The organism is Streptomyces sp. 2114.4, assembly GCF_900187385.1.
GTDB lineage: Bacteria > Actinomycetota > Actinomycetes > Streptomycetales > Streptomycetaceae > Streptomyces > Streptomyces mooreae.
In genome coordinates, this window is record NZ_FYEY01000001.1 from 1,791,357 (window position 1) to 1,810,579 (window position 19,223).

A 19,223-nucleotide genomic window follows, 5' to 3' on the forward strand; every position below is an offset into this window, starting at 1 on the left:
TGAGCGGCGTATGACCACGCGTCAGGACGACGGCCGGCGGTCCGGCGACGGGGGCGACGGGGGCGACGGGAGCCTCATCCGCCCGCTGCGCATCGTCCTCGCCGACGACGAGCGGATGGTGCGCACGGCGCTGCGCGCGATCCTGGGCGCCGAGGCGGACATGGAGGTCGTCGGCGAGGCGTCGACCGGCGCCGAGGCGGTGCCGCTGATCCGGGCACTGCGCCCGGACATCGTGCTGATGGATGTCCGGATGCCGGAGATCGACGGCATCCGCGCGACGGAGCAGGTGCTCGCCGGGATGCCGGAGCCGCCCCGCGTCATCGTGGTGACCACCTTCGAGAACGACTCGTACGTCTATGACGCGCTGCGGGCCGGCGCCAGCGGGTTCCTGCTCAAGCGGTCCGGCGCGCAGGACCTGGTCCAGGCCGTACGGCTGGTGGCGCGCAGCGACTCGCTGCTGTTCCCCGCCGCGGTGCGGCGGCTGGCCGCCCGGCACGCCGGGGAGCGGGCGGTGGCCGACGCGGCGCGGACGCTGCGGGCCCGGCTGTCCGGCCGGGAGCGGGCGGTGCTGCGGCTGATGACGGCCGGACTGACGAACGCCGAGATCGCGGACCGGCTGGGGGTGGGCCCGGCCACGGTCAAGACGCATGTGGCGGGGGTGCTGGCCAAGCTCGGGGTGCGGGACCGGACCCAGGCGGTGATCGCCGCGTATGAGTGCGGGTTCGTCCGGCCTGGGTGAGGTGTCCGGCCGGGGTGGCACGTACGACCGGGGTGGCACGTACGGCCGGGGCGATGCGCGGCCACGCCGGAGTGGCCGTTCCGGGCCGGTCAAGGGCCCACGACCGCCGTGCCGCAAGCGGATTCACAGGCCCCGTCAAGCGTCTTGACCGGCCGTGGACCAGCTCCCTTAGCGTGTCCACCCATCTGCATGCTGTCCGCGCATACAGCCCCGCTGTTCAGCCGGAGGAGTCCTTGCCCATGACCGCGCCCCGCACCGCGCCCCGCACTGTCCTGCTCACCGGCGCCGCCGGCGGGCTCGGCACCCTGATGCGTGAGCTGCTGCCGCCCTACGGGTACCGGCTGCGCCTCTTCGACCGGCGGCCCGTCGACACCACCGTCGGCGAACCGGACGCGATCACTGCCGAGTTGGCCGACACGGAGGCCCTGCGCGAGGCGGTGCGCGGGGTCGACGCGGTGATCCACCTCGCCGGCATCTCCCTGGAGGCCGGCTTCGAGCAGATCCTGCGTGCCAACATCGAGGGCACCTACCGCCTGTACGAGGCGGCGCGCGAGGCAGGCATCCGCCGTATCGTCTTCGCCTCCTCGAACCACGCCGTCGGCTTCACCCCGCGCCCCACGGACGGCTCCGGCGCCATACCCGTCGGCACACCCCGCCGCCCCGACACCTACTACGGGCTGTCCAAGGGCTTCGGCGAGGATCTGGCCTCGCTCTACTGGGACCTGCACGACATCGAGACCGTCTCGGTCCGCATCGGCTCGTGCTGTCCCGCGCCGACCTCGGTGCGGATGCTGTCCATCTGGCTGAGCCCGGCCGACTGCGCACGGCTGCTGCACGCCGCGCTCACCGCGCCGGACGTGGGCCACACCGTCGTCTACGGCTCCTCCGCCAACACCCGCCTGTGGTGGGACCTGTCGGCCGCCCGCGCCCTCGGGTACGCGCCGCAGGACGACTCCGAGCCGTACGCGGAACGGCTGATCGCCGCGCAGGGCGCCCTGGACCCGGAGAACCCCGCACACGCCTTTCTCGGCGGCGCCTTCTGCACCGACCCGCCGCGGTGGCCGCACTGACGGTCCCGCACGGAGGTCGCCCCGAGGGTCCCGCACGCGACCCCGGCGAAGGACCGCCCGGCCGGCACCCCGAGAGCCCCGCCCGGTGCCGTACCGCCACCGAGCCGCCCGGCCGTACGCACGTGGCCCCCGCCACGCCGCGGAACCCCCGCCGCCCGGGTGGCGTCCTGGTCTGTGTACCCACCCACCGCGCAGGAACGAGGAACGCATCATGGGCATCGTCAGCTGGCTCGTACTCGGGCTGATCGCGGGCATCATCGCGAAGGTCCTGCTGCCGGGGCGGGACCCGGGCGGCATCGTCGGCACGACCCTGATCGGCATCGTGGGGTCCTTCCTCGGCGGCTGGCTCTCCACCAAGTTCCTGCACCGCCCGATCCCCAAGGACTTCGGCGAACCGTCCATGTGGATCGCCTCGGTCGCCGGGGCCTTGGTCCTGCTGATCGCCTACCGGCTGCTGTTCGGCAACTCCCGCGAACGCCGGTGACCGGGCCCGGCGGCCATCGGAGGGCAGGTAATGGAACCGCAAAGGCGGGCCGATCGTTGAGCCCGGCATGACCGCTATGACTCCTGGCTCGAACCTCCCGCTCAACGCCGTGCGGGTGGCGGTGGACGTCACCGCCCCCGTGCGGCTGGACGTCTCGGGCCTGCTGCTCGCCGCCAACGGCAAGGTGCGCTCCGACGACGACTTCGTGTTCTACAACCAGCCCAGCGGACCGGGCGTGACGCACTCCTCGGCGGCCGGCGGCGACACCATCACCGTGGACACCGCCGCGGTGCCCGAGGGCATCGAGAAGATCGTGGTCACCGCGAGTCCGGACGCCCCCGGCGCGACCTTCGCCGGCACCGAGCCGACCGGCACGGTCCGCAACGCCGACGACGGCAGCGTCATCGCCTCCTTCACCCCGCCGCAACTGGGCCCCGAGACCGCGCTGGTGGTCGTCGAGATCTACCGCCGCGGCGGCGTCTGGAAGGTCCGGGCCGTCGGCCAGGGCTATGCCAACGGCCTGGCGGGGATCGCCACCGACTTCGGCGTCAGCGTGGCGGAGCCGGCCGCACCCGCCGCCGCCCCGCAGGCACCGGCCGCTCCCCCGGCGCCGCCGGCTCCCCCGGCCCCCGCAGGCCAGTGGGGACCGCCCGCGGGCACCGCGGCCCCGGTCGCCCCGCCGCCGGCCGCGGCGGCACCGGCACCCGCCGCACAGGCCCCCGGCTCCGGCAAGGTCAATCTCGACAAGGGCCGGGTCAGCCTGCAGAAGAACCAGACCGTCTCGCTGGTCAAGGGCGGCCGTCCGCTGCTGACCTCGGTCACGATGGGCCTCGGCTGGGAGCCGGCCTTCCGCGGCAAGAGCATCGACCTGGACGCCTCGGTCATCGCCTACGGCCCGGACCGCAAGAAGGTCGACAACTGCTTCTTCGGCAAGCTGATGATCCTGGGCGGTGCGATCCAGCACTCCGGCGACAACCTCACGGGCGAGGGCGCCGGCGACGACGAGGCGATCACCGTCCACCTCGGCGGGGTGCCCCAGGAGGTGAGTGGCCTGGTCTTCGTCGTGAACTCCTTCTCCGGCCAGAAGTTCTCCGACGTCGCCAAGGCGTACTGCCGCCTGGTGGACGCCCAGAGCGGCGAGGAGCTGGTCCGCTTCGACCTCACCCACGCCGAACCGCGCACGGGCGTGATGATGGCGAAGCTCATCCGTCAGTTCTCCGGCGAGTGGGAGATGACCGCGCTGGGCGAGTTCGTCGACGCCCGTACGGTGCGCGGCATGGTCAAACCCGCCGCCCAGGCCCTGTGAGCCGCTGACGCCCACCGTCCCTGACGGGCCACCCACCGTCAGGGACGGCCCGACGGTGGGTGGCCCGTCAGCCGTCGCCCCTGCCGCGGGAACGTCCCCGGACCGAAAACTCCCCTGGTGCGGGGACGGGCCCAGGACAGAAGATTGTGCCGTCCCTCTTCCCGCCACGCCCTTTGGCCCGCCCCGTCACGGCCGCCCCGTCACGGCCGCCCCGTCCGGCCCGTTGCGGCGCGTCCCCCACGGCACACACGAGGAGCGTTCGATGACGCAGCAGCCGCCACCGGCCGGCCCCGCGGATCCCCCGGACGGGCCGGCGCCCCCGGACCTTCCCGACCGGGTCGCGCTGACCTACGGCGAGCTCGATCTCAGCACCGTCCCCGCCTTCGCCGGCGGCTTCATCAACTTCGGCTACTGGACGGGCCTGCCCGGCCCCGCCGGCCGGCCGCTGACCGAGGCCGACCGGGTGCGCAGCGAGCAGGACCTCTACCGCCTGGTGCTCGGCACCTTCGACCGCCCGCAGGGCCGGACCGCGCTGGAGGTCGGCTGCGGACGCGGGCTGGGCTCCGCGCTGGCGCTGCGGGAGTTCGGCCTGGGCACGGTCCTCGGCATGGACGCCCACCCCGACCAGATCGCCCGTGCCCGGGAGGCGAATGCCGCGCTGCTCGCCCCCTCCTCGGACGCCTCCGGGCGGCTGACGTTCCTCCTGGGCGCGGCCGAACGCATCCCGCTCCCCGACGGCGGTGTCGACTGCCTGTTCTCCGTCGAGGCGGCGCAGCACTTCCGCGATCCGGCCGGTTTCGCCCGGGAGGCGGCGCGGGTGCTGCGCCCGGGCGGCCGGCTGGCGCTGACGACGTTCTTCGCCCGCACCCGGGAGGCGGCACGAGTGCTGCCCACGGTGCTGCCCCCCTTCGCCGACGGCCTGGACGTCCCGCACGTGGTCGACGAGGTCGCCGCGACGCTGACCGCCGCGGGTCTGCGCGAGGTCCGGGTCCGCTCCATCGGCGACGGCGTCTGGGAGTCCTACGACCGCTATATGTCCCAGCAGCCCGAACTCCGCGACGAGTGGCCGCGCCGCTACCTGACGGCGTATGAGACCGGGCTGCTGGACTACTACGTGCTCACGGCCGGGGCGGACTGAGCCCCCCGCCCCGTGGCCGCCGGGGTACGGCCACCGCTGACGGCACCACCGCCGTTGGCACTACCGCTGACGACGCTGCCGCTTCCAGGGACCGGTGATGGCCAGCATGATGCCGGGCTCCTGGATGTTGGCGAACAGCGTGCGCCCGTCCGGGGAGAACACCGGCCCGGTGAACTCGCTGAACTCCGGCTCGTCCGCGGTGCCGATGTTGAGGTCGTTGCGGGCGATCGGGTAGGTCCGGCCGTCCTCGGTGGCCCCGAAGAGGTGCTGGACGCCCTCGCCGTCCTCGGCGATGATCAGCCCGCCGTAGGGCGAGACGGTGATGTTGTCGGGGCCGTCCAGGGCGCCGTCCTTCGACGGTTCCTTGTTGACGCCCAGCAGCACCTTCAGCGTCAGGGTCCGCCGCCGCGGGTCGTAGAACCAGACCTGGCCGTCGTGCTGGACGGGGCTCTCGTCGCGGGCGTACGAGGACACCACGTACGCGCCGCCGTCCGCCCACCACAGGCCCTCCAGCTTGCGGGCGCGGGTGACCTCACCGTCCTTGAACTGCTTGCGCACCGAGACCTTGCGGGCGTCGCGGTCGGGGACCTCGACCCAGTCGACGCCGTAGACGGTGCCGGCCTTGGTGGCGCGCGAGAGGTCGTCGACGAACCGGCCGCCGGAGTCGAAGCACTTGAAGGCCTCCAGCACGCCGGCGTCATCGGCCAGCGTGCGCAGCTGCCCGCGGCCGTGCCGGAATCCGTGCGGCGGGGTCCAGCGGTAGAACAGGCCGTTGGGGGTGTCGGCGTCCTCGGTCAGGAAGAGGTGGCCGCGCTGGGGGTCGACGACCACGGCCTCGTGGGCGTAGCGCCCCAGCGCCTTGACCGGCTTGGGGTTGCGGCCGGCCCGGAGGTCGTGCGGGTCGACCTCGAAGGCGTAGCCGTGGTCCTTGGTCATGCCGTGCTGGCCGGCCTTGTCCTCGTTCTCCTCGCAGGTGAGCCAGGTGCCCCAAGGAGTGGTGCCGCCGGCGCAGTTGGTGGAGGTACCGGCGATGCCGACCCACTCGCCGACCGGCGTACCGTCCTTGGCGACCTCGACCACGGTGCAGCCGCCGGCCGCCGCCGGGTCGTAGACCAGCCCCTCGGCCAGCGGCACCGGGTGCGGCCAGTCGGCGCGCGGGCCCTTCAGCTCGTGGTTGTTGACGAGGAGGGTGGTGCCGCGGTGGCCGGCGAAGGTGCCGGTGCCGTCGTGGTTGGAGGGGGTGGACTCGCCGCTGTCGAGCTTGGTGACGCCGGTCCGCGTGATGATCTTGTACGAGAACCCGGCGGGCAGCGCGAGGATGCCGTCGGGGTCCGGGACCAGCGGGCCGTAGCCGATGCCGTGGCCGTCCGCCGCACCGCCCGGGCCGGCGTCCGGCGCCTCCTCGGCCAGGGCCCCGGGCGCGGTGGCCAGCACCCCGACGCTCCCGGCCAGCGTGACCCCCGCGCCGGCGAGGGCGGAACGCTTGGCGAAGTCTCTGCGGGTGAGCGGCATTGTCATCTCCTGGATGGCCGGTTTCTGCATCCCCTGTGCCTGCGCCGCACACGCTCTCGTGCGTCGTCGAACTCCAGTTGAACGCGGTGCGACATCCAGGAAGCAGTTGGGGCCGGCCGGCGGATCAGGGCCGGGAGAGGTCCTGATCCGCCGGCCGGCCCCGGACGCGGGGGTGTCTGCCCGCGAGGTGGCCCGCCCCGGCGGTGCCCGGTGGTTCAGCCGGACTGCCGCGAGCGCGCCTTGAAGGCCGCCTTGCGGGCCTCCTTGGCCGCCTTCTTGTCCGGGTGCAGCCGGCCCATGGCCTCCAGGACGTCGGCGGTGGCCGGGTGGTCCACCCGCCAGGCCGTGTCGAAGAACCCGCTGTGCTGCTCGGTCAGGCCCTGCAGCAGGTCGCGCAGCTCGCCCGTGGCGTCCTCCTCGGCGCTCTCCAGCTGCGCCGCGATGGTGTCGACCGTCAGCCAGAAGATCATCTCCTGGGACGGCTCGGGGATGCCGGGCAGCGCCCGCTCGGCGAGCCAGACCCGGGCCAGGCCGCCGAGCTGCCGGTCGTCGAGCACCTCGCGCAGCGCGGCCTCGGCGTCCGGCGAGACCAGCGAGAGGGTCTGCTGGGCGGCCAGCCGGCGCCGCGGGGCGCGGTCGTCGTCGCCGCGGGCGGCGGTGAGCAGGTCCCGCGCGGCGTCCAGGGGCGTACGGGCGGCGAGCCACAGCTCGGACTCGGCCTGGGCCAGTGCCTCGGGGTAGTCGGGCAGCGCCTCCAGGAGGACATCGGCGTCCTTGTCGGCGAGGTCGCCGACCGCCGGGGCGTCCACCCCGGCATCCAGCATCCGGGCGCGTACCGCGTAGACGCCGAGCGGGGTGAGGCGGACCAGGCCGTAGCGGGAGACGTCCTCGTCGGTCAGCGGCCCCGCGGCGGAGGTCCCCGCGGCGGATCCCTGGGCAAGGACCGTCTCGCCGTCCTCGTCCAGCTCCTCGATCAGCGCCTCGTCGACGGGCTGGTAGGCGACCAGACCGATCGGCTCCAGCACCCGGAACTGGTCGTCCAGGCGCATCATCGCCTCGGAGACCTCTTCGAGGACGTCGTCGGTGGGCTCGTCCATATCCTCCGGGACGATCATGGAGGCGGCCAGCGCGGGCAGCGGAACGTCCTGGTCAGGGCTCTCGTTCAGGGCCGTGAGCAGATAGAGGTTGCCGAGGATGCCGTCCAGCAGCTCGGCCTCCTCCTCCGGGTTCCAGTCGATCGCGTCCAGGTCGAGTTCGCCGCCCTCGGTGAGCTGGTCGGCGAGATCGGCGAGGTCGGGGGCGGCCGCATCGGCGAGCACGGTCTCCATGCCGCCCAGCCAGATGTCGAGGATGTCCTGCGGGCTGCCGGAGGTGAGCTGGGCAAGCTCCTCGCCGGGGGTGGCGAGGCCGGCGGCGGCATCGTCGGGGAGGTCGTCGCCGTCCTCGCCGTCGGCGCTCTCCTCGATCTCCACGAGGCCGGTGTCCACGGCAAGCTGCCAGGCCTCGGCGGTATAGGCGGCGCCGTCCTCGTCGCCGGCCAGGCCCAGGTGCTCGGTGGCGGCGGCCAGCGGCTCGTCGAGGATCTGGCCGCCGACGCCGACCGGGACACCCCGTTCGGCCCAGCGGGCGAGCTTCGCCGCCCGGGCCAGCAGGGGGGCGCTCAGCGCGTCCCTGGCCAGCTCCGCTTCGGAGTGCAGCCGCACCGGCGGCAGGGTGGGGCGGTCTGCGGACATCGGGTGCTCAGCTCCTCGGACGGACTACGGCTGGGGTGCCTCCCAGCGGTAGCTGGGGGAACGCGCCGCCCAAGCGTAGACGGAATTCGCCGTAACCCGGACGCTTCACCCGCTCGCCCCCTGCCGGTCACCGGGAGAAGCTTGACAACTCCCCTGTGTGCGCAAGAGATTGACGCAGATCGACGCGCGTAGCGCGCGCCGGTCCGGCTCCGCACGCACCTTTCCGGCCACCCCCCATACACCTCGGAGGCATCCATGCCGTCCCGTCGTTCACTCCGCAGACCGGTCACGCTCGGCGCGGTGATCTGTGCCGCCCTGGCCGGCGGACTGCTGACCGCCACGCAGTCCGCCTCCGCCGCCGGCACCCGGATCCACGACATCCAGGGCAGCACCCGCATATCCCCGCTGGCCGGACAGCAGGTCAGCGAGGTGCCCGGCACCGTCACCGCGATCCGCTCGTTCGGCTCGGCGCGCGGTTTCTGGGTGCAGGACCCGCACCCGGACAAGAACCCCGCCACCAGCGAGGCGGTCTTCGTCTTCACCGGAAAGGAGACGCCGAAGGTCGCCGTCGGCGACGCGATCACCTTCTCCGGCACGGTCAGCGAGTACTACCCGGGCGGCAAGGACGCCGGTCTGCAGTCCGTCACCGAGATCACCGGCGCGACCTGGAAGACCACCTCCTCCGGCGCCCCGCTGCCGGCCGCCTTCAAGCTCAACCCGGCCTCGCTGCCGAATCGTTACGCCCCCTCCGCGGGCGGCAACAGCATCGAGTCGCTGAAGCTGCGCCCCTCGTCGTACGCCCTGGACCGCTACGAGTCCCTGGAGGGCATGCGGGTCTCCGTCTCGAACGCCCCGGTCGTCGGCCCGACCAGCAGCTACCACGAGCTGTGGGTGACCGCCGAGCCCGGCCACCACCGCACCGCCCGCGGCGGGACGCTCTACGGCTCGTACGCGGACCCCAACGGCGGCCGGGTCAAGGTGGCGTCCCTGATCCCCCCGGCGCAAGCACCGGAGCCGTTCCCGGTCGCCGACGTCGGCCAGGCGCTGTCCGGCACCACCGCCGGGCCGCTGGACTACGACAACTTCGGCGGCTACACCCTGCAGGCCACCGAGCTGGGCAAGGTCACCGGTGACAGCCCCACGCCGGAGACCACCCGCAAGCAGAAGTCCGATGAGCTGGCGGTGGCCACCTACAACGTCGAGAACCTGTCCCCCGCCACCCCGCAGGCCAAGTTCGACCGGCTGGCGAAGGCGCTGGTGCAGAACCTGTCCTCCCCCGATGTCGTGGCACTGGAAGAGGTCCAGGACGACAGCGGCCCCAAGGACAACGGCGTGGTCACCGCCGGGGAAACCCTCAAGAAGCTGACCGACGCGATCAAGGCGGCCGGCGGTCCGGCGTACGAGTGGCGGCAGATCGACCCGGTCAACGACCAGGACGGCGGCCAGCCCGGCGGCAACATCCGCACGGCGTTCCTGTTCAACCCCGAGCGGGCGTCCTTCACGGACATCAAGGGCGGCGACGCCACCACCCCGGTGAAGGTGGTCGACGACCACGGCAAGGCCTCGCTGTCCGCGTCCCCGGGCCGGATCGCGCCCGCCGACGAGGCGTGGAAGACCAGCCGCAAGCCTCTTGTCGGCCAGTTCTCCGCGAAGAGCCGTCCCGGCAGCCGGGTCTTCGTGATCGCCAACCACTTCAACTCCAAGGGCGGCGACCAGGGTCTGGACAGCCGTTTCCAGCCCCCGGCCCGCAGCTCCGAGACCCAGCGCACCGCCCAGGCCCGCCTGGTCAACTCCTTCGTCAAGGATCTGCTGGCCAAGGACCCGAAGGCCGGTGTGGTGGTGGCCGGTGACCTCAACGACTACCAGTTCTCGCCGGCCCTGAAGGACCTCACCGCCGGCGGTGTGCTCACCGACCAGGTGCGCCGCCTGCCGGCCGCCGAGCGCTACGGCTATGTCTACAGCGGCAATTCACAGGTGCTGGACCACATGCTCACCAGCCGTCCGCTGACGCGGTCCGACTACGACATCGTGCACCTCAACGCGGAGTACGCCGACCAGGCCAGCGACCACGATCCGCAGGTGCTGCGCATCAAGCCGTAGTCCGCGGCATGTCACCCCGTGTGACCCTCCCGTCACCCGCCTGGCCCACGCCGGGGGGCCAACTGCCGCGGGGGGTGCGGTACTGGGCATGTAAGAAAAATTCGGCGAGACATAGGGAGTCATCATGCCGAAGTCCCAGAACCGTAAGTCGGGCAACAAGGACCGTGCCGCCGAGCGGCGCACCGACCAGCGGAAGCCGAAGTCGTCGGAGGAGTCCGCTTCCGAGCGGACCCAGGACCTGAAGCGTTCGCGGAATGGCCTGACTGGCGCGTGATGGGCCTGTGATGCCCGAGCGGCCGTCGCACCGGAAGGCGCGGCGGCCGCTTCGCGTTCCGGCCCTTGGGCCGGGCGCGGCGCTGCTGCACACCTCAGCCGGCACAACTCAGTGGACGTGAAACATGAGGCGCCCCCAGATTCCTGGCACGGAGACCATGACCACTCCCCGCAGACCCCCGGCGGCCGCACCACCCTTCGGCCGCGTCGTGACCGCCATGATCACTCCGTTCACCGCCGACGGCGCGCTCGACGCCGACGGCGCTCAGCGGCTCGCCACCCATCTCGTCGACGACGGCGGCTGCGACGCCCTGGTGCTGAGCGGCACCACCGGGGAGTCCCCGACGACCTCGGACGCCGAGAAGGAGACCCTGCTGCGGGCCGTGGTCGAGGCCGTCGGCGACCGGGCCCGGATCACCGCCGGGATCGGCACCAGCGACACCCGCCACTCCACCGCTTTGGCCCGCAGCGCCGAACGGGCGGGCGCCCATGGCCTGTTGGTGGTCACGCCCTATTACTCACGGCCCACCCAGGAGGCCGTCACCCACCATCTGCGGACGGCCGCGGACGCCACCGGACTGCCGGTGATGCTCTACGACATCCCGGGCCGCACCGGCACCGCGCTGGCCGCCGGAACGCTGCTGCGGCTGGCCGCCCATCCGCGGATCGCGGCGGTCAAGGACTGCGCCTACGACCCGCTGAAGTCGGCGAAGGTGCTGGCCGCGACGGGCCTGGCCTACTACGCGGGCTGCGACGAACAGATCCTGCCGCTCCGTGCGCTCGGCGGTGCCGGCTGCGTCAGCACCGCCGGCAATGCCGCACCCCGGGCGGTGCGCGCCGTACTGGACGCCTTCGACGCCGGCGACACGGCCGGGGCGACCCGCCGTCAGCTCGCGCTGATCCCGCTCATCGAGGCGGTGACCGGCGGCGAGCACCCCGGCGCGGTCACCGTGAAGGCGCTGCTCAACCACCTCGGCCTGCCCGCGGGCCCGGTCCGCGGCCCCCTGCTGGCGGCGGACGCCGAGCTCACCAGGCGGCTGGCGGACGCGCTGCAGACGACCCTGGACCGGACTGCGGACGGGGATACTGCTGCGGTGCCCGCGGCTGTCCCTGGTTAGCGGGGTAGGGCGCAGGCGCCGCCCCGAAGCCGCCCGGCTGCGCGTACGGCGCGCCCGGCTGTCCGTACGCCGCGCCGGCGGCCGGGTCGTGCCCCGCCGCGACCGCGTCCCGGTCCGGCGCGGGCGGCTCCTCCTCGTCCGCCACCAGGTCCCGTACGAGCAGCGTCGCGCCGGCCACCGCGCCCGGCATCAGCACCACCGCGACGAACGGGATCAGGAACAGCAGCACGACCGGAGTGCCGAAGCCGACCGCGAGCGCCTTACGGCCCCGCAGCAGCCGCAGCCGCTCCCGCACCGGTATGTCCCGGCGCTGCAGGGCCACCGAGGTCAGCTCGACGGTGAGGAAGAAGCCGGAGACGCAGAAGCCGACGGCGGGCACCACCGTCTGCCCGAGGAAGGGCACGAACCCGAGGGCGAACAGCAGGATCCCGAACCCGGCGGCCCGCAGCAGCACATGGACGCTGTCGCGCAGGGCGATCCAGATCTCCTGCCACAGCGGGCGGTCCGGGGACGGCGGGCAGTGCCCCTCGGACTCCTCGACCTTCTCCGACAGCGACTCGTAGAAGGGGTCGCCGATCAGCAGGGTGACGGCGGTGAACGTCAGCACCGACAGCATCAGCCCGCCGGCGAACAGCAGCGCCACGAAGACTCCGCGCAGCAGCCCCTGCCAGGGCGAGCCCCAGTCGTCGGCGAACGGCGTCGCCCAGGCCGCGATATCGCCGGACCAGAGGGCGAGCACGGTGAGCACCACGGCGTACAGCACCAGCGCGATCAGCGCCGGGATCAGCCCGAATCCCCACCACCGGCCGTGCTGGGCGACCCAGCGCTGCCCCTTACCCAGATACCGCATCCCCGCTGCAAGATCACGCATAGCGCAAAGCCTAGCGGCGTCCGGCCGGGGCGGGGACGGGGGCGGTGCCCGGGCGTGCGGAAGCCCTGCCGAGGCCTGCGGAGGCGGCAACGGGAAGCGGCCCGGCGGATCTGCCGCCGGGCCGCTCATGCTGGTCGGCTCCACACCTTTGGGCAGCCGCGTCGCCTCCAAGGCAAAAGCAGGTTCCCCATCGCGTGAGCGCCCTCCCGGGGCCGTCCTCGGGCCGCGGAAGGGCGCTCAACGATGATCAACGTCGACCACTGCCGACCACGCAGCAGCAGATCAGGGCATTGATCGATGACGCGGCCGCAGGTCACGACCGCCGATGCTCAGTTGTGGCTGTGCAGCACCTCGTTGAGGCCGCCCCAGGTCGCCTTGTTCGGGCGGGCCTCGACGGTGCCGGTGGTGGAGTTGCGGCGGAAGAGGATGTTGTCCGCGCCGGAGAGCTCCAGGGCCTTGACGATCTGGCCGTCGGGCAGCGTGACACGGGTACCGGCGGTCACGTACAGCCCGGCCTCGACCACGCACTCGTCGCCGAGCGCGATGCCGATGCCCGACTCCGCGCCCAGCAGGCAGCGCTCGCCGATGGAGATGATCTGCTTGCCGCCGCCCGAGAGGGTGCCCATGGTGGAGGCGCCGCCGCCGATGTCGGAGCCGTCGCCGATGACCACGCCCGCGCTGATCCGGCCCTCGACCATGGAGGTGCCCAGCGTCCCGGCGTTGAAGTTGACGAAGCCCTCATGCATGACGGTGGTGCCGGCCGCGAGGTGCGCACCCAGGCGCACCCGGTCGGCGTCCGCGATCCGCACCCCGGTGGGCGCGACGTAGTCGGTCATCCGGGGGAACTTGTCGATGCTGGTGACCATCAGATGCAGGCCCTCGGCGCGGGCGTTCAGCCGCACCGTCTCCACCTGGTCGACGGCCACCGGGCCCAGCGAGGTCCAGGCGACGTTGGACAGCAGCCCGAAAAGGCCCTCCAGGTTCTGTCCGTGCGGCTTGACCAGCCGGTGGCTGAGCAGGTGGAGGCGGAGGTAGGCGTCGTGCGCGTCCAGCGGCTTGTCGTCGAGGGAGGCGATGACCGTACGGACGGCGACGACCTCGACGCCACGGACCGGGTCGGGGCCGATCGCCTTGAGCACGGCGGCGCCCAGCAGTTCGGTGGCGCGCTCGTCGTCGAGGTGCTGGGTGCCGGCCGGGCCGGGCGCACCGACCAGCTCGGGCGCCGGGAACCAGGTGTCGAGAACGGTGCCGTCGGAGGTGACGGTGGCGAGCCCGGCGGCGACGGCGCCGGTCGTACGGGGAGCGGAAACAGCAGCATCGGTCATGTCCGAAACCTAACCGGAGGGCGCCCGCCGAGGCGAACCGGTCTCAGCGGACGGGCCGGTCCGTGGGGCTCCTCCACCGGTCCGCCGAAGCCCGCCCGACGGCCGGGCCGGTTCAGCCCAGCACCCCGGCCAGCCCGGCCCGTACCGCCTCGGGGTCGAAGGGCTGCCCGGTCAGCAGATGCTGCAGCACCAGCCCGTCGGTGAGGGCCACCACCGTCCGTGCCGTGCGCAGGTCGCCGATCCGCGCTCCGAGCAGCCGCACCATCTCGTCCAGGCATTCGGCAGCGATCGGCCGCACCGCCTCGTGCCGCAGCGCCGCCAGATACAGCTCGTACTCCAGCTCCATCCGCCTGCGGTCGCCGCTCAGTGTCTCCTCGACCAGCCTCGCGACCTCCTCGGCGAGCGGTGCCGCCGGGTCGATGCCGTCGACCCAGCGCGCGAAGTCGGCCAGGCACACGACGTTGGACTGCCGCAGCGCGGCGACCAGCAGCTCGTCCAGGGTCGCGAAGTGGTACGTGGTCGAGCCGAGCGGGACATCCGCCGCGGCGGCCACCGCGCGGTGGCTGAGCCCGGCGATCCCGCGCTCACCGACCACGGCGATCGCCGCGTCGATGATCCGCTGCCGCCGGTCCGGGTCGTAGCGCCGGGCCATCAGTGCGCCCCGTCCAGATTGAGCACCACGACACCCGCGATGACCAGCAGTACGCCGAGGATCTTCAGCGCACTGGTGCTCTCCCCCAGGAACACCATCCCGATCGCGGCGATCAGCGCCGTTCCGGCACCGGCCCAGATGGCGTACGCGGTGCCGACGCTCATCGATTTGAGCGTCTGGGCGAGCAGCGCGAAGGCGAGCAGATAGCCCAGCGCGGTGGCCAGCGAGGGCCACAGCTTGCTGAAGCCGTTGCTGTACTTCATCGCGGTGGTCGCCAGCACCTCGGAGAGGATCGCGCCGGCGAGCGTCAGACAGACCATGTGTACGAGCGTACACAACGTTGCGTACGGGCGTACATATGCGTGCGGGGCCTCTTCGCCCGGCACGCGATACGGCCGTGCCCGCCAGTGGTGACTGGCGGGCACGGCCGTATCGCTCAGGAGATCTCGTCAGACGTTGAAGCCCAGCGCGCGCAGCTGCTCGCGGCCGTCGTCGGTGATCTTGTCCGGGCCCCACGGGGGCATCCAGACCCAGTTGATCTTCAGTTCGCTGACGATGCCGTCCGTGGCGGACTTCGCCTGGTCCTCGATGACGTCGGTCAGCGGGCAGGCCGCGGAGGTCAGCGTCATGTCGATGGTGGCGATATTGGCGTCGTCGACGTGAATGCCGTAGATCAGCCCCAGGTTGACGACATCGATACCCAGCTCGGGGTCGACGACGTCGTACAGCGCCTCGCGGACCTCTTCCTCCGAGGCCGGCTTGGTGGTGGTCGGAGTCTCGGTCATGCGGTCTTCGCCTCCTCGGAGAGGGCCTTGGCCGTGGCGTCCTTCCAGGCCATCCAGCTGAGCAGCGCGCACTTCACACGCGCCGGGTACTTGGAGACGCCGGCGAACGCCACCGCGTCCTCCAGCACCTCCTCCATGGCGTCATCCGGCTCGACTTGTCCCTTGGACTGCATCAGCTCCAGGAAGGTCTCCTGGATCTTCTGCGCCTCGCCGAGCTCCTTGCCGACCAGGAGGTCGTTGAGCACCGACGCGCTGGCCTGGCTGATGGAGCAGCCCTGGCCCTCGTAGGACACATCCTCAATCGTCGCGCCGTCGAGCCGCACGCGCAGCGTGATCTCGTCACCGCACGTGGGGTTGACATGGTGCACCTCGGCGTCGCCGTCCCGAAGACCGCGCCCGTGCGGGTGCTTGTAGTGGTCCAGGATGACGTCCTGGTACATGGAATCCAGCTTCACGGCTCAGTCAGTCCTCGTCCTCATCCGCTGTGCTTGTTAACCGGCTGGGTCTTTTTAACCGAAGAAGTTGCGGACGTGCTCCAGGCCCTCGACCAAGGCGTCGACCTCGGCGGGCGTGGAGTACAGATAGAACGACGCTCGCGTGGTCGCAGGAATTCCGAAGCGCAGGCAGACCGGCCGTGCGCAGTGGTGACCCACGCGGACCGCGATGCCCTGCTCGTCCAGCACCTGGCCGACATCGTGCGGATGGATGTCACCGAGCGTGAAGGAGAGCGTCGCCCCGCGGTCCTCGGCCGTGCTCGGGCCGATGATGCGCAGGTCGGGGACCTCCAGCAGCCGCTTGACGGCGTACTCGGTGATCGCGTGCTCATGCGCGGCGATGTTGTCCATGCCGACCGAGGCGAGGTAGTCCACGGCCGCGCCGAGGCCGACGGCCTGGGCGATCGGGGGCGTACCGGCCTCGAACTTGTGCGGCGCGGGCGCATAGGTCGAGGAGTGCATCGAGACGGTCTCGATCATCTCACCGCCGCCGAGGAACGGCGGAAGGTCCTCCAGCAGCTCCTGGCGGCCCCACAGCACACCGATACCGGTCGGACCGCACATCTTGTGGCCGGTGAAGGCCACGAAGTCGGCCTGCAGCGCCTGGACGTCCAGCACCATGTGCGGGGCGGCCTGCGAGGCGTCGATGCAGACCAGCGCGCCGACCTCCTGGGCACGGCGGATGATCGTCTCGACCGGGTTGATGGTGCCCATGATGTTGGAGACCAGCGTGAAGGAGACGATCTTCGTCTGCTCCGTGATGATCTCGTCGATGTTGGACAGGTCGAGACGTCCGTCGTCGGTGATGCCGAACCACTTCAGCTTCGCGCCGGTGCGCTGCGAGAGCAGCTGCCACGGGACGATGTTGGAGTGGTGCTCCATCTCCGTGATGACGATCTCGGTCTCGCGGTCCACGCGGTAGGGCTCTTCGGCCCAGCCGAGCATGTTGGCCACGAGGTTGAGCGACTCCGAGGCGTTCTTGGTGAAGATCACCTCGTCGCGGCTCGGCGCGTTGATGAAGGCGGCGACCTTGTCGCGCGCGCCCTCGTACAGCGCCGTGGCCTCCTCGGCGAGCACATGCACGCCGCGGTGGACGTTGGCGTTGTGACGTTCGTAGTAGGCGTTCAGGGCGTCGAGGACCTGACGCGGCTTCTGCGAGGTCGCCGCGTTGTCCAGGTACACGACCTTCCGGCCGTCGTGGATCTGACGATCCAGGATGGGGAAGTCCTTACGGATCGCCTCTGTGTCGAGGAGGCCCGGCAGCTGTGTCACGCGGTTGCGCCACCCTTCGTGTAAGCCTCGTAGCCCTCGGCCTCCAGCTTGTCGGCGAGCTCGGCGCCGCCGGACTCGGCGATCCGGCCGTTGGCGAAGACGTGGACGTGGTCGGGCTTGATGTAGCGCAGGATGCGCGTGTAGTGGGTGATCAGCAGGGTGCCGACCTCGCCGGTCTCGCGGACGCGGTTGACGCCCTCGGAGACGGTGCGCAGCGCGTCGACGTCCAGACCGGAGTCGGTCTCGTCGAGGATCGCGATGGCGGGCTTCAGCAGCTCCAGCTGGAGGATCTCGTGGCGCTTCTTCTCACCGCCGGAGAAGCCCTCGTTGACGTTGCGCTCGGCGAAGGCGGGGTCCATCTGCAGGCGCTCCATGGCCTCCTTGACCTCCTTGACCCACAGCCGCAGCTTGGGGGCCTCGCCGCGGATCGCGGTCGCGGAGGTGCGCAGGAAGTTGGAGACCGAGACGCCGGGCACCTCGACCGGGTACTGCATGGCGAGGAAGACGCCGGCCCGCGCGCGCTCGTCGACGGACATCTCCAGGACGTTCTCGCCGTCGAGGGTGACGGTGCCACCGGTGATCGTGTACTTGGGGTGACCCGCGAGGGAGTAGGCGAGGGTCGACTTGCCGGAGCCGTTGGGGCCCATGATGGCGTGCGTCTCGCCCTGCTTCACGGTCAGGTCGACGCCCTTCAGGATCTCGCGCGGGCCGTTCTCGGCCTCGACGGAGACGTGCAGGTCGTGGATCTCAAGCGTTGCCATGGGGAACTCAGGACTCCTGGGTGACGGAGACGAGCACGTCGTCCCCTTCGATCTTGACGGGGTATACGGGGACGGGGCGCGTCGCGGGAAGGCCGTTCGGCTTGCCGGTGCGCAGGTCGAAGCTCGAACCGTGCAGCCAGCACTCGATCGAGCAGTCCTCGACCTCGCCCTCGGAGAGGGAGACGTTCGCATGCGAGCAGATGTCGTTGATCGCGAACACCTCGCCCTCGGTGCGGACCAGGGAAACGGGCGTGCCGTCGAGCTCCACCCGCTTGGGGGTGTCCTCCTCCAGCTCGCTCAGCGCCGCTGCGCGTACGTACGTCATGCCGCGGACGCTTCCAGCTCGGCCTCGATCTTGCTCATCAGACGCTCTTCGACGTCCGGGAGGCCGATCTGCTGGACCAGCTCGGCGAAGAAGCCGCGCACGACCAGCCGGCGGGCCTCGTCGGCCGGGATACCGCGGGCCATGAGGTAGAAGAGCTGTTCGTCGTCGAAACGGCCGGTCGCGGAGGCGTGGCCGGCGCCGACGATCTCGCCGGTCTCGATCTCCAGGTTGGGGACCGAGTCGACCCGCGCGCCGTCCGTGAGGACGAGGTTGCGGTTGAGCTCGTAGGTGTCGGTGCCGGTGGCCGAGGCGCGGATCAGCACGTCACCGATCCACACGGCGTGCGCGTCGTCGCCCTGCAGCGCGCCCTTGTAGACGACGTTGGAGCGGCAGTTGGACGCCTCGTGGTCGACGAAGAGCCGGTGCTCGTGGTGCTGGCCCTGCTCGGTGAAGTACAGACCGTAGAACTCGGCCTCGCCGCCGGGGCCCGCGTAGGTGACGCGCGGGTGCAGCCGGACGAGGTCGCCGCCGAAGGTGACGATCACGGACTTGAAGCCGGCGTCCCGGCCGACCAGGGCGTTGTGCTGCCCGGTGTGGACGGCGTGGTCGTCCCAGTCCTGGACGGAGACGACGGTCAGCTTGGCGCCGTCCCCGAGGAGGTAGTCGACATTGGCGGCGAGCACCGCGTCACCGGTGTGGTCGATGACCACGACCGCCTCGGCGAACGCGCCGAGCTCGATGACCTGGTGGCCGTAGGCCGTGCCGCCCTCACCGTGGACGGTGATCCGGATCGGCTCGGAGAGCTGCGCCTCCTTGGGGACCGAGATCACCGACGCCTTCTCGAACGAGCTGTACGCCTGCGCGGCGACCCGGTCGACGGGCGTGCCGGCCTTGCCGACCCGCGGGTCGTCGCGGTCGACCAGCTCGTGGGTGACACCCTCCGGAGCGGTGATGTCGATCTTCAGGTCGGGACCGCCCGCCTCGGCGCTGCCGTCGTGCAGGCCCTTGAGGCGCGCGAGGGGCGTGAAGCGCCACTCCTCCTCGCGGCCGTGCGGCACCGGGAAGTCCGCCACGTCGTAGGACGGCGGGGCGCTCATCCGGGTGGCGACGGTGGACTCCGCGGCCACCGCAAGGGATCCGGTGGTCGTGGAACCGGCCGGGATGTTCTGAGCCTCAGCCATGGCTGTTGTAGTGCTCGCTTTCTGGTTGCGATCCTCGGCCTGCCCGCAGGACGGCCGCCGCGTCGGTCGTTGAGTGTGCCGGGG

The 19,223-nt window shown here is 71.7% G+C and carries 20 protein-coding genes; 8 read left to right on the plus strand and 12 right to left on the minus strand.

Annotation, left to right across the window (positions count from 1 at the left end):
* Positions 1–10: 10 nt before the first annotated feature.
* The 5 genes from CFW40_RS07830 (at position 11) to CFW40_RS07850 (ending at position 4,737) form a co-directional block, all read left to right on the plus strand.
* Entirely contained in the window at positions 11–739 is a 729-nt protein-coding gene (locus tag CFW40_RS07830; RefSeq protein WP_305523543.1) for a response regulator transcription factor, read from the plus strand.
* A 239-nt stretch (positions 740–978) separates the two neighbouring features.
* Positions 979–1,809, plus strand: coding sequence for an NAD(P)-dependent oxidoreductase (locus tag CFW40_RS07835; protein WP_088797102.1), 831 nt, complete (start codon positions 979–981; stop codon positions 1,807–1,809).
* A 211-nt stretch (positions 1,810–2,020) separates the two neighbouring features.
* Positions 2,021–2,293 (plus strand): GlsB/YeaQ/YmgE family stress response membrane protein, encoded by a 273-nt coding sequence (locus CFW40_RS07840; protein ID WP_088797103.1) that lies wholly within the window; start codon positions 2,021–2,023, stop codon positions 2,291–2,293.
* A gap of 76 nt (positions 2,294–2,369) precedes the next feature.
* The gene (locus CFW40_RS07845; protein ID WP_088797104.1) at positions 2,370–3,599 is read left to right on the plus strand and encodes a TerD family protein; all 1,230 of its coding nucleotides are present in this window, start codon (positions 2,370–2,372) and stop codon (positions 3,597–3,599) included.
* Between the two features lie 262 nt (positions 3,600–3,861).
* Positions 3,862–4,737, plus strand: a complete 876-nt coding sequence (locus CFW40_RS07850; RefSeq protein WP_088797105.1) for a class I SAM-dependent methyltransferase — start codon at positions 3,862–3,864, stop codon at positions 4,735–4,737.
* A gap of 60 nt (positions 4,738–4,797) precedes the next feature.
* Here the strand turns inward: CFW40_RS07850 and CFW40_RS07855 are convergent, their stop codons facing one another.
* Together CFW40_RS07855 and CFW40_RS07860 are read right to left on the minus strand one after the other, a co-directional pair.
* The gene (locus CFW40_RS07855; protein WP_088797106.1) at positions 4,798–6,249 is read right to left on the minus strand and encodes an alkaline phosphatase PhoX; all 1,452 of its coding nucleotides are present in this window, start codon (positions 6,247–6,249) and stop codon (positions 4,798–4,800) included.
* Positions 6,250–6,464: 215 nt separating this feature from the next.
* Positions 6,465–7,982 (minus strand): hypothetical protein, encoded by a 1,518-nt coding sequence (locus CFW40_RS07860; protein ID WP_088797107.1) that lies wholly within the window; start codon positions 7,980–7,982, stop codon positions 6,465–6,467.
* Between the two features lie 255 nt (positions 7,983–8,237).
* Here CFW40_RS07860 and CFW40_RS07865 point away from each other — a divergent pair, with 255 nt between their 5' ends.
* From CFW40_RS07865 to dapA, 3 genes are all read left to right on the plus strand, one after another.
* Positions 8,238–10,082 carry an endonuclease/exonuclease/phosphatase family protein gene (locus CFW40_RS07865; protein ID WP_088797108.1) on the plus strand — a complete coding sequence of 615 codons (1,845 nt, stop codon included), beginning with the start codon at positions 8,238–8,240 and terminating at the stop codon, positions 10,080–10,082.
* Positions 10,083–10,206: 124 nt separating this feature from the next.
* Positions 10,207–10,356 (plus strand): hypothetical protein, encoded by a 150-nt coding sequence (locus CFW40_RS36995; protein WP_176956553.1) that lies wholly within the window; start codon positions 10,207–10,209, stop codon positions 10,354–10,356.
* Positions 10,357–10,513: 157 nt separating this feature from the next.
* A complete protein-coding gene (dapA, locus tag CFW40_RS07870) occupies positions 10,514–11,473 on the plus strand; it encodes a 4-hydroxy-tetrahydrodipicolinate synthase (protein ID WP_088797109.1) in 960 nt (319 codons plus the stop codon).
* On the opposite strand, the gene CFW40_RS07875 is transcribed toward dapA, so the two are convergent.
* The 10 genes from CFW40_RS07875 to sufD form a co-directional block, all read right to left on the minus strand.
* A complete protein-coding gene (locus CFW40_RS07875) occupies positions 11,382–12,344 on the minus strand; it encodes an EI24 domain-containing protein (RefSeq protein WP_256331546.1) in 963 nt (320 codons plus the stop codon). The two genes, dapA and CFW40_RS07875, sit on opposite strands and share 92 nt — an antisense overlap.
* 329 nt (positions 12,345–12,673) lie before the next feature.
* Entirely contained in the window at positions 12,674–13,669 is a 996-nt protein-coding gene (dapD, locus tag CFW40_RS07880; protein ID WP_088797111.1) for a 2,3,4,5-tetrahydropyridine-2,6-dicarboxylate N-succinyltransferase, read from the minus strand.
* Between the two features lie 112 nt (positions 13,670–13,781).
* Positions 13,782–14,321, minus strand: coding sequence for a TetR/AcrR family transcriptional regulator (locus CFW40_RS07885; RefSeq protein WP_088797112.1), 540 nt, complete (start codon positions 14,319–14,321; stop codon positions 13,782–13,784).
* A complete protein-coding gene (locus CFW40_RS07890) occupies positions 14,321–14,641 on the minus strand; it encodes a multidrug efflux SMR transporter (protein WP_088797113.1) in 321 nt (106 codons plus the stop codon). The genes CFW40_RS07885 and CFW40_RS07890 overlap by 1 nt, the downstream gene beginning before the upstream one ends.
* A 129-nt stretch (positions 14,642–14,770) precedes the next feature.
* Positions 14,771–15,106 carry a metal-sulfur cluster assembly factor gene (locus tag CFW40_RS07895; RefSeq protein WP_088797114.1) on the minus strand — a complete coding sequence of 112 codons (336 nt, stop codon included), beginning with the start codon at positions 15,104–15,106 and terminating at the stop codon, positions 14,771–14,773.
* Positions 15,103–15,561 (minus strand): Fe-S cluster assembly sulfur transfer protein SufU, encoded by a 459-nt coding sequence (sufU, locus tag CFW40_RS07900; protein WP_030411905.1) that lies wholly within the window; start codon positions 15,559–15,561, stop codon positions 15,103–15,105. Before sufU ends, CFW40_RS07895 begins: the two co-directional genes overlap by 4 nt.
* A 54-nt stretch (positions 15,562–15,615) precedes the next feature.
* Positions 15,616–16,872 (minus strand): cysteine desulfurase, encoded by a 1,257-nt coding sequence (locus CFW40_RS07905; RefSeq protein WP_088797115.1) that lies wholly within the window; start codon positions 16,870–16,872, stop codon positions 15,616–15,618.
* The gene (gene sufC / locus CFW40_RS07910; protein WP_006606314.1) at positions 16,869–17,633 is read right to left on the minus strand and encodes a Fe-S cluster assembly ATPase SufC; all 765 of its coding nucleotides are present in this window, start codon (positions 17,631–17,633) and stop codon (positions 16,869–16,871) included. The genes CFW40_RS07905 and sufC overlap by 4 nt, the downstream gene beginning before the upstream one ends.
* Positions 17,634–17,640: 7 nt before the next feature.
* On the minus strand, positions 17,641–17,958 hold the full coding sequence (locus CFW40_RS07915) for a non-heme iron oxygenase ferredoxin subunit (RefSeq protein ID WP_018091858.1): 318 nt from the start codon (positions 17,956–17,958) through the stop codon (positions 17,641–17,643).
* A complete protein-coding gene (sufD, locus tag CFW40_RS07920; protein WP_088797116.1) occupies positions 17,955–19,139 on the minus strand; it encodes a Fe-S cluster assembly protein SufD in 1,185 nt (394 codons plus the stop codon). Before sufD ends, CFW40_RS07915 begins: the two co-directional genes overlap by 4 nt.
* Between the last annotated feature and the right edge of the window lie 84 nt (positions 19,140–19,223).

Bases quoted from the DNA above. Each gene is read 5' to 3' on its own strand.
- CFW40_RS07850 (WP_088797105.1), top strand. From the start codon at position 3,862: ATGACGCAGCAGCCGCCACCGGCCGGCCCCGCGGATCCCCCGGACGGG.
- CFW40_RS07860 (WP_088797107.1), bottom strand. From the start codon at position 7,982: ATGTCCGCAGACCGCCCCACCCTGCCGCCGGTGCGGCTGCACTCCGAA.
- sufD (WP_088797116.1), bottom strand. From the start codon at position 19,139: ATGGCTGAGGCTCAGAACATCCCGGCCGGTTCCACGACCACCGGATCC.
- CFW40_RS07840 (WP_088797103.1), top strand. From the start codon at position 2,021: ATGGGCATCGTCAGCTGGCTCGTACTCGGGCTGATCGCGGGCATCATC.
- CFW40_RS07855 (WP_088797106.1), bottom strand. From the start codon at position 6,249: ATGCCGCTCACCCGCAGAGACTTCGCCAAGCGTTCCGCCCTCGCCGGC.
- sufC (WP_006606314.1), bottom strand. From the start codon at position 17,633: ATGGCAACGCTTGAGATCCACGACCTGCACGTCTCCGTCGAGGCCGAG.
- CFW40_RS07895 (WP_088797114.1), bottom strand. From the start codon at position 15,106: ATGACCGAGACTCCGACCACCACCAAGCCGGCCTCGGAGGAAGAGGTC.
- CFW40_RS07890 (WP_088797113.1), bottom strand. From the start codon at position 14,641: ATGGTCTGTCTGACGCTCGCCGGCGCGATCCTCTCCGAGGTGCTGGCG.
- dapA (WP_088797109.1), top strand. From the start codon at position 10,514: ATGACCACTCCCCGCAGACCCCCGGCGGCCGCACCACCCTTCGGCCGC.
- CFW40_RS07875 (WP_256331546.1), bottom strand. From the start codon at position 12,344: ATGCGTGATCTTGCAGCGGGGATGCGGTATCTGGGTAAGGGGCAGCGC.
- CFW40_RS07845 (WP_088797104.1), top strand. From the start codon at position 2,370: ATGACTCCTGGCTCGAACCTCCCGCTCAACGCCGTGCGGGTGGCGGTG.
- CFW40_RS07865 (WP_088797108.1), top strand. From the start codon at position 8,238: ATGCCGTCCCGTCGTTCACTCCGCAGACCGGTCACGCTCGGCGCGGTG.
- CFW40_RS07835 (WP_088797102.1), top strand. From the start codon at position 979: ATGACCGCGCCCCGCACCGCGCCCCGCACTGTCCTGCTCACCGGCGCC.
- dapD (WP_088797111.1), bottom strand. From the start codon at position 13,669: ATGACCGATGCTGCTGTTTCCGCTCCCCGTACGACCGGCGCCGTCGCC.
- CFW40_RS07830 (WP_305523543.1), top strand. From the start codon at position 11: ATGACCACGCGTCAGGACGACGGCCGGCGGTCCGGCGACGGGGGCGAC.
- CFW40_RS07885 (WP_088797112.1), bottom strand. From the start codon at position 14,321: ATGGCCCGGCGCTACGACCCGGACCGGCGGCAGCGGATCATCGACGCG.
- CFW40_RS36995 (WP_176956553.1), top strand. From the start codon at position 10,207: ATGCCGAAGTCCCAGAACCGTAAGTCGGGCAACAAGGACCGTGCCGCC.
- CFW40_RS07915 (WP_018091858.1), bottom strand. From the start codon at position 17,958: ATGACGTACGTACGCGCAGCGGCGCTGAGCGAGCTGGAGGAGGACACC.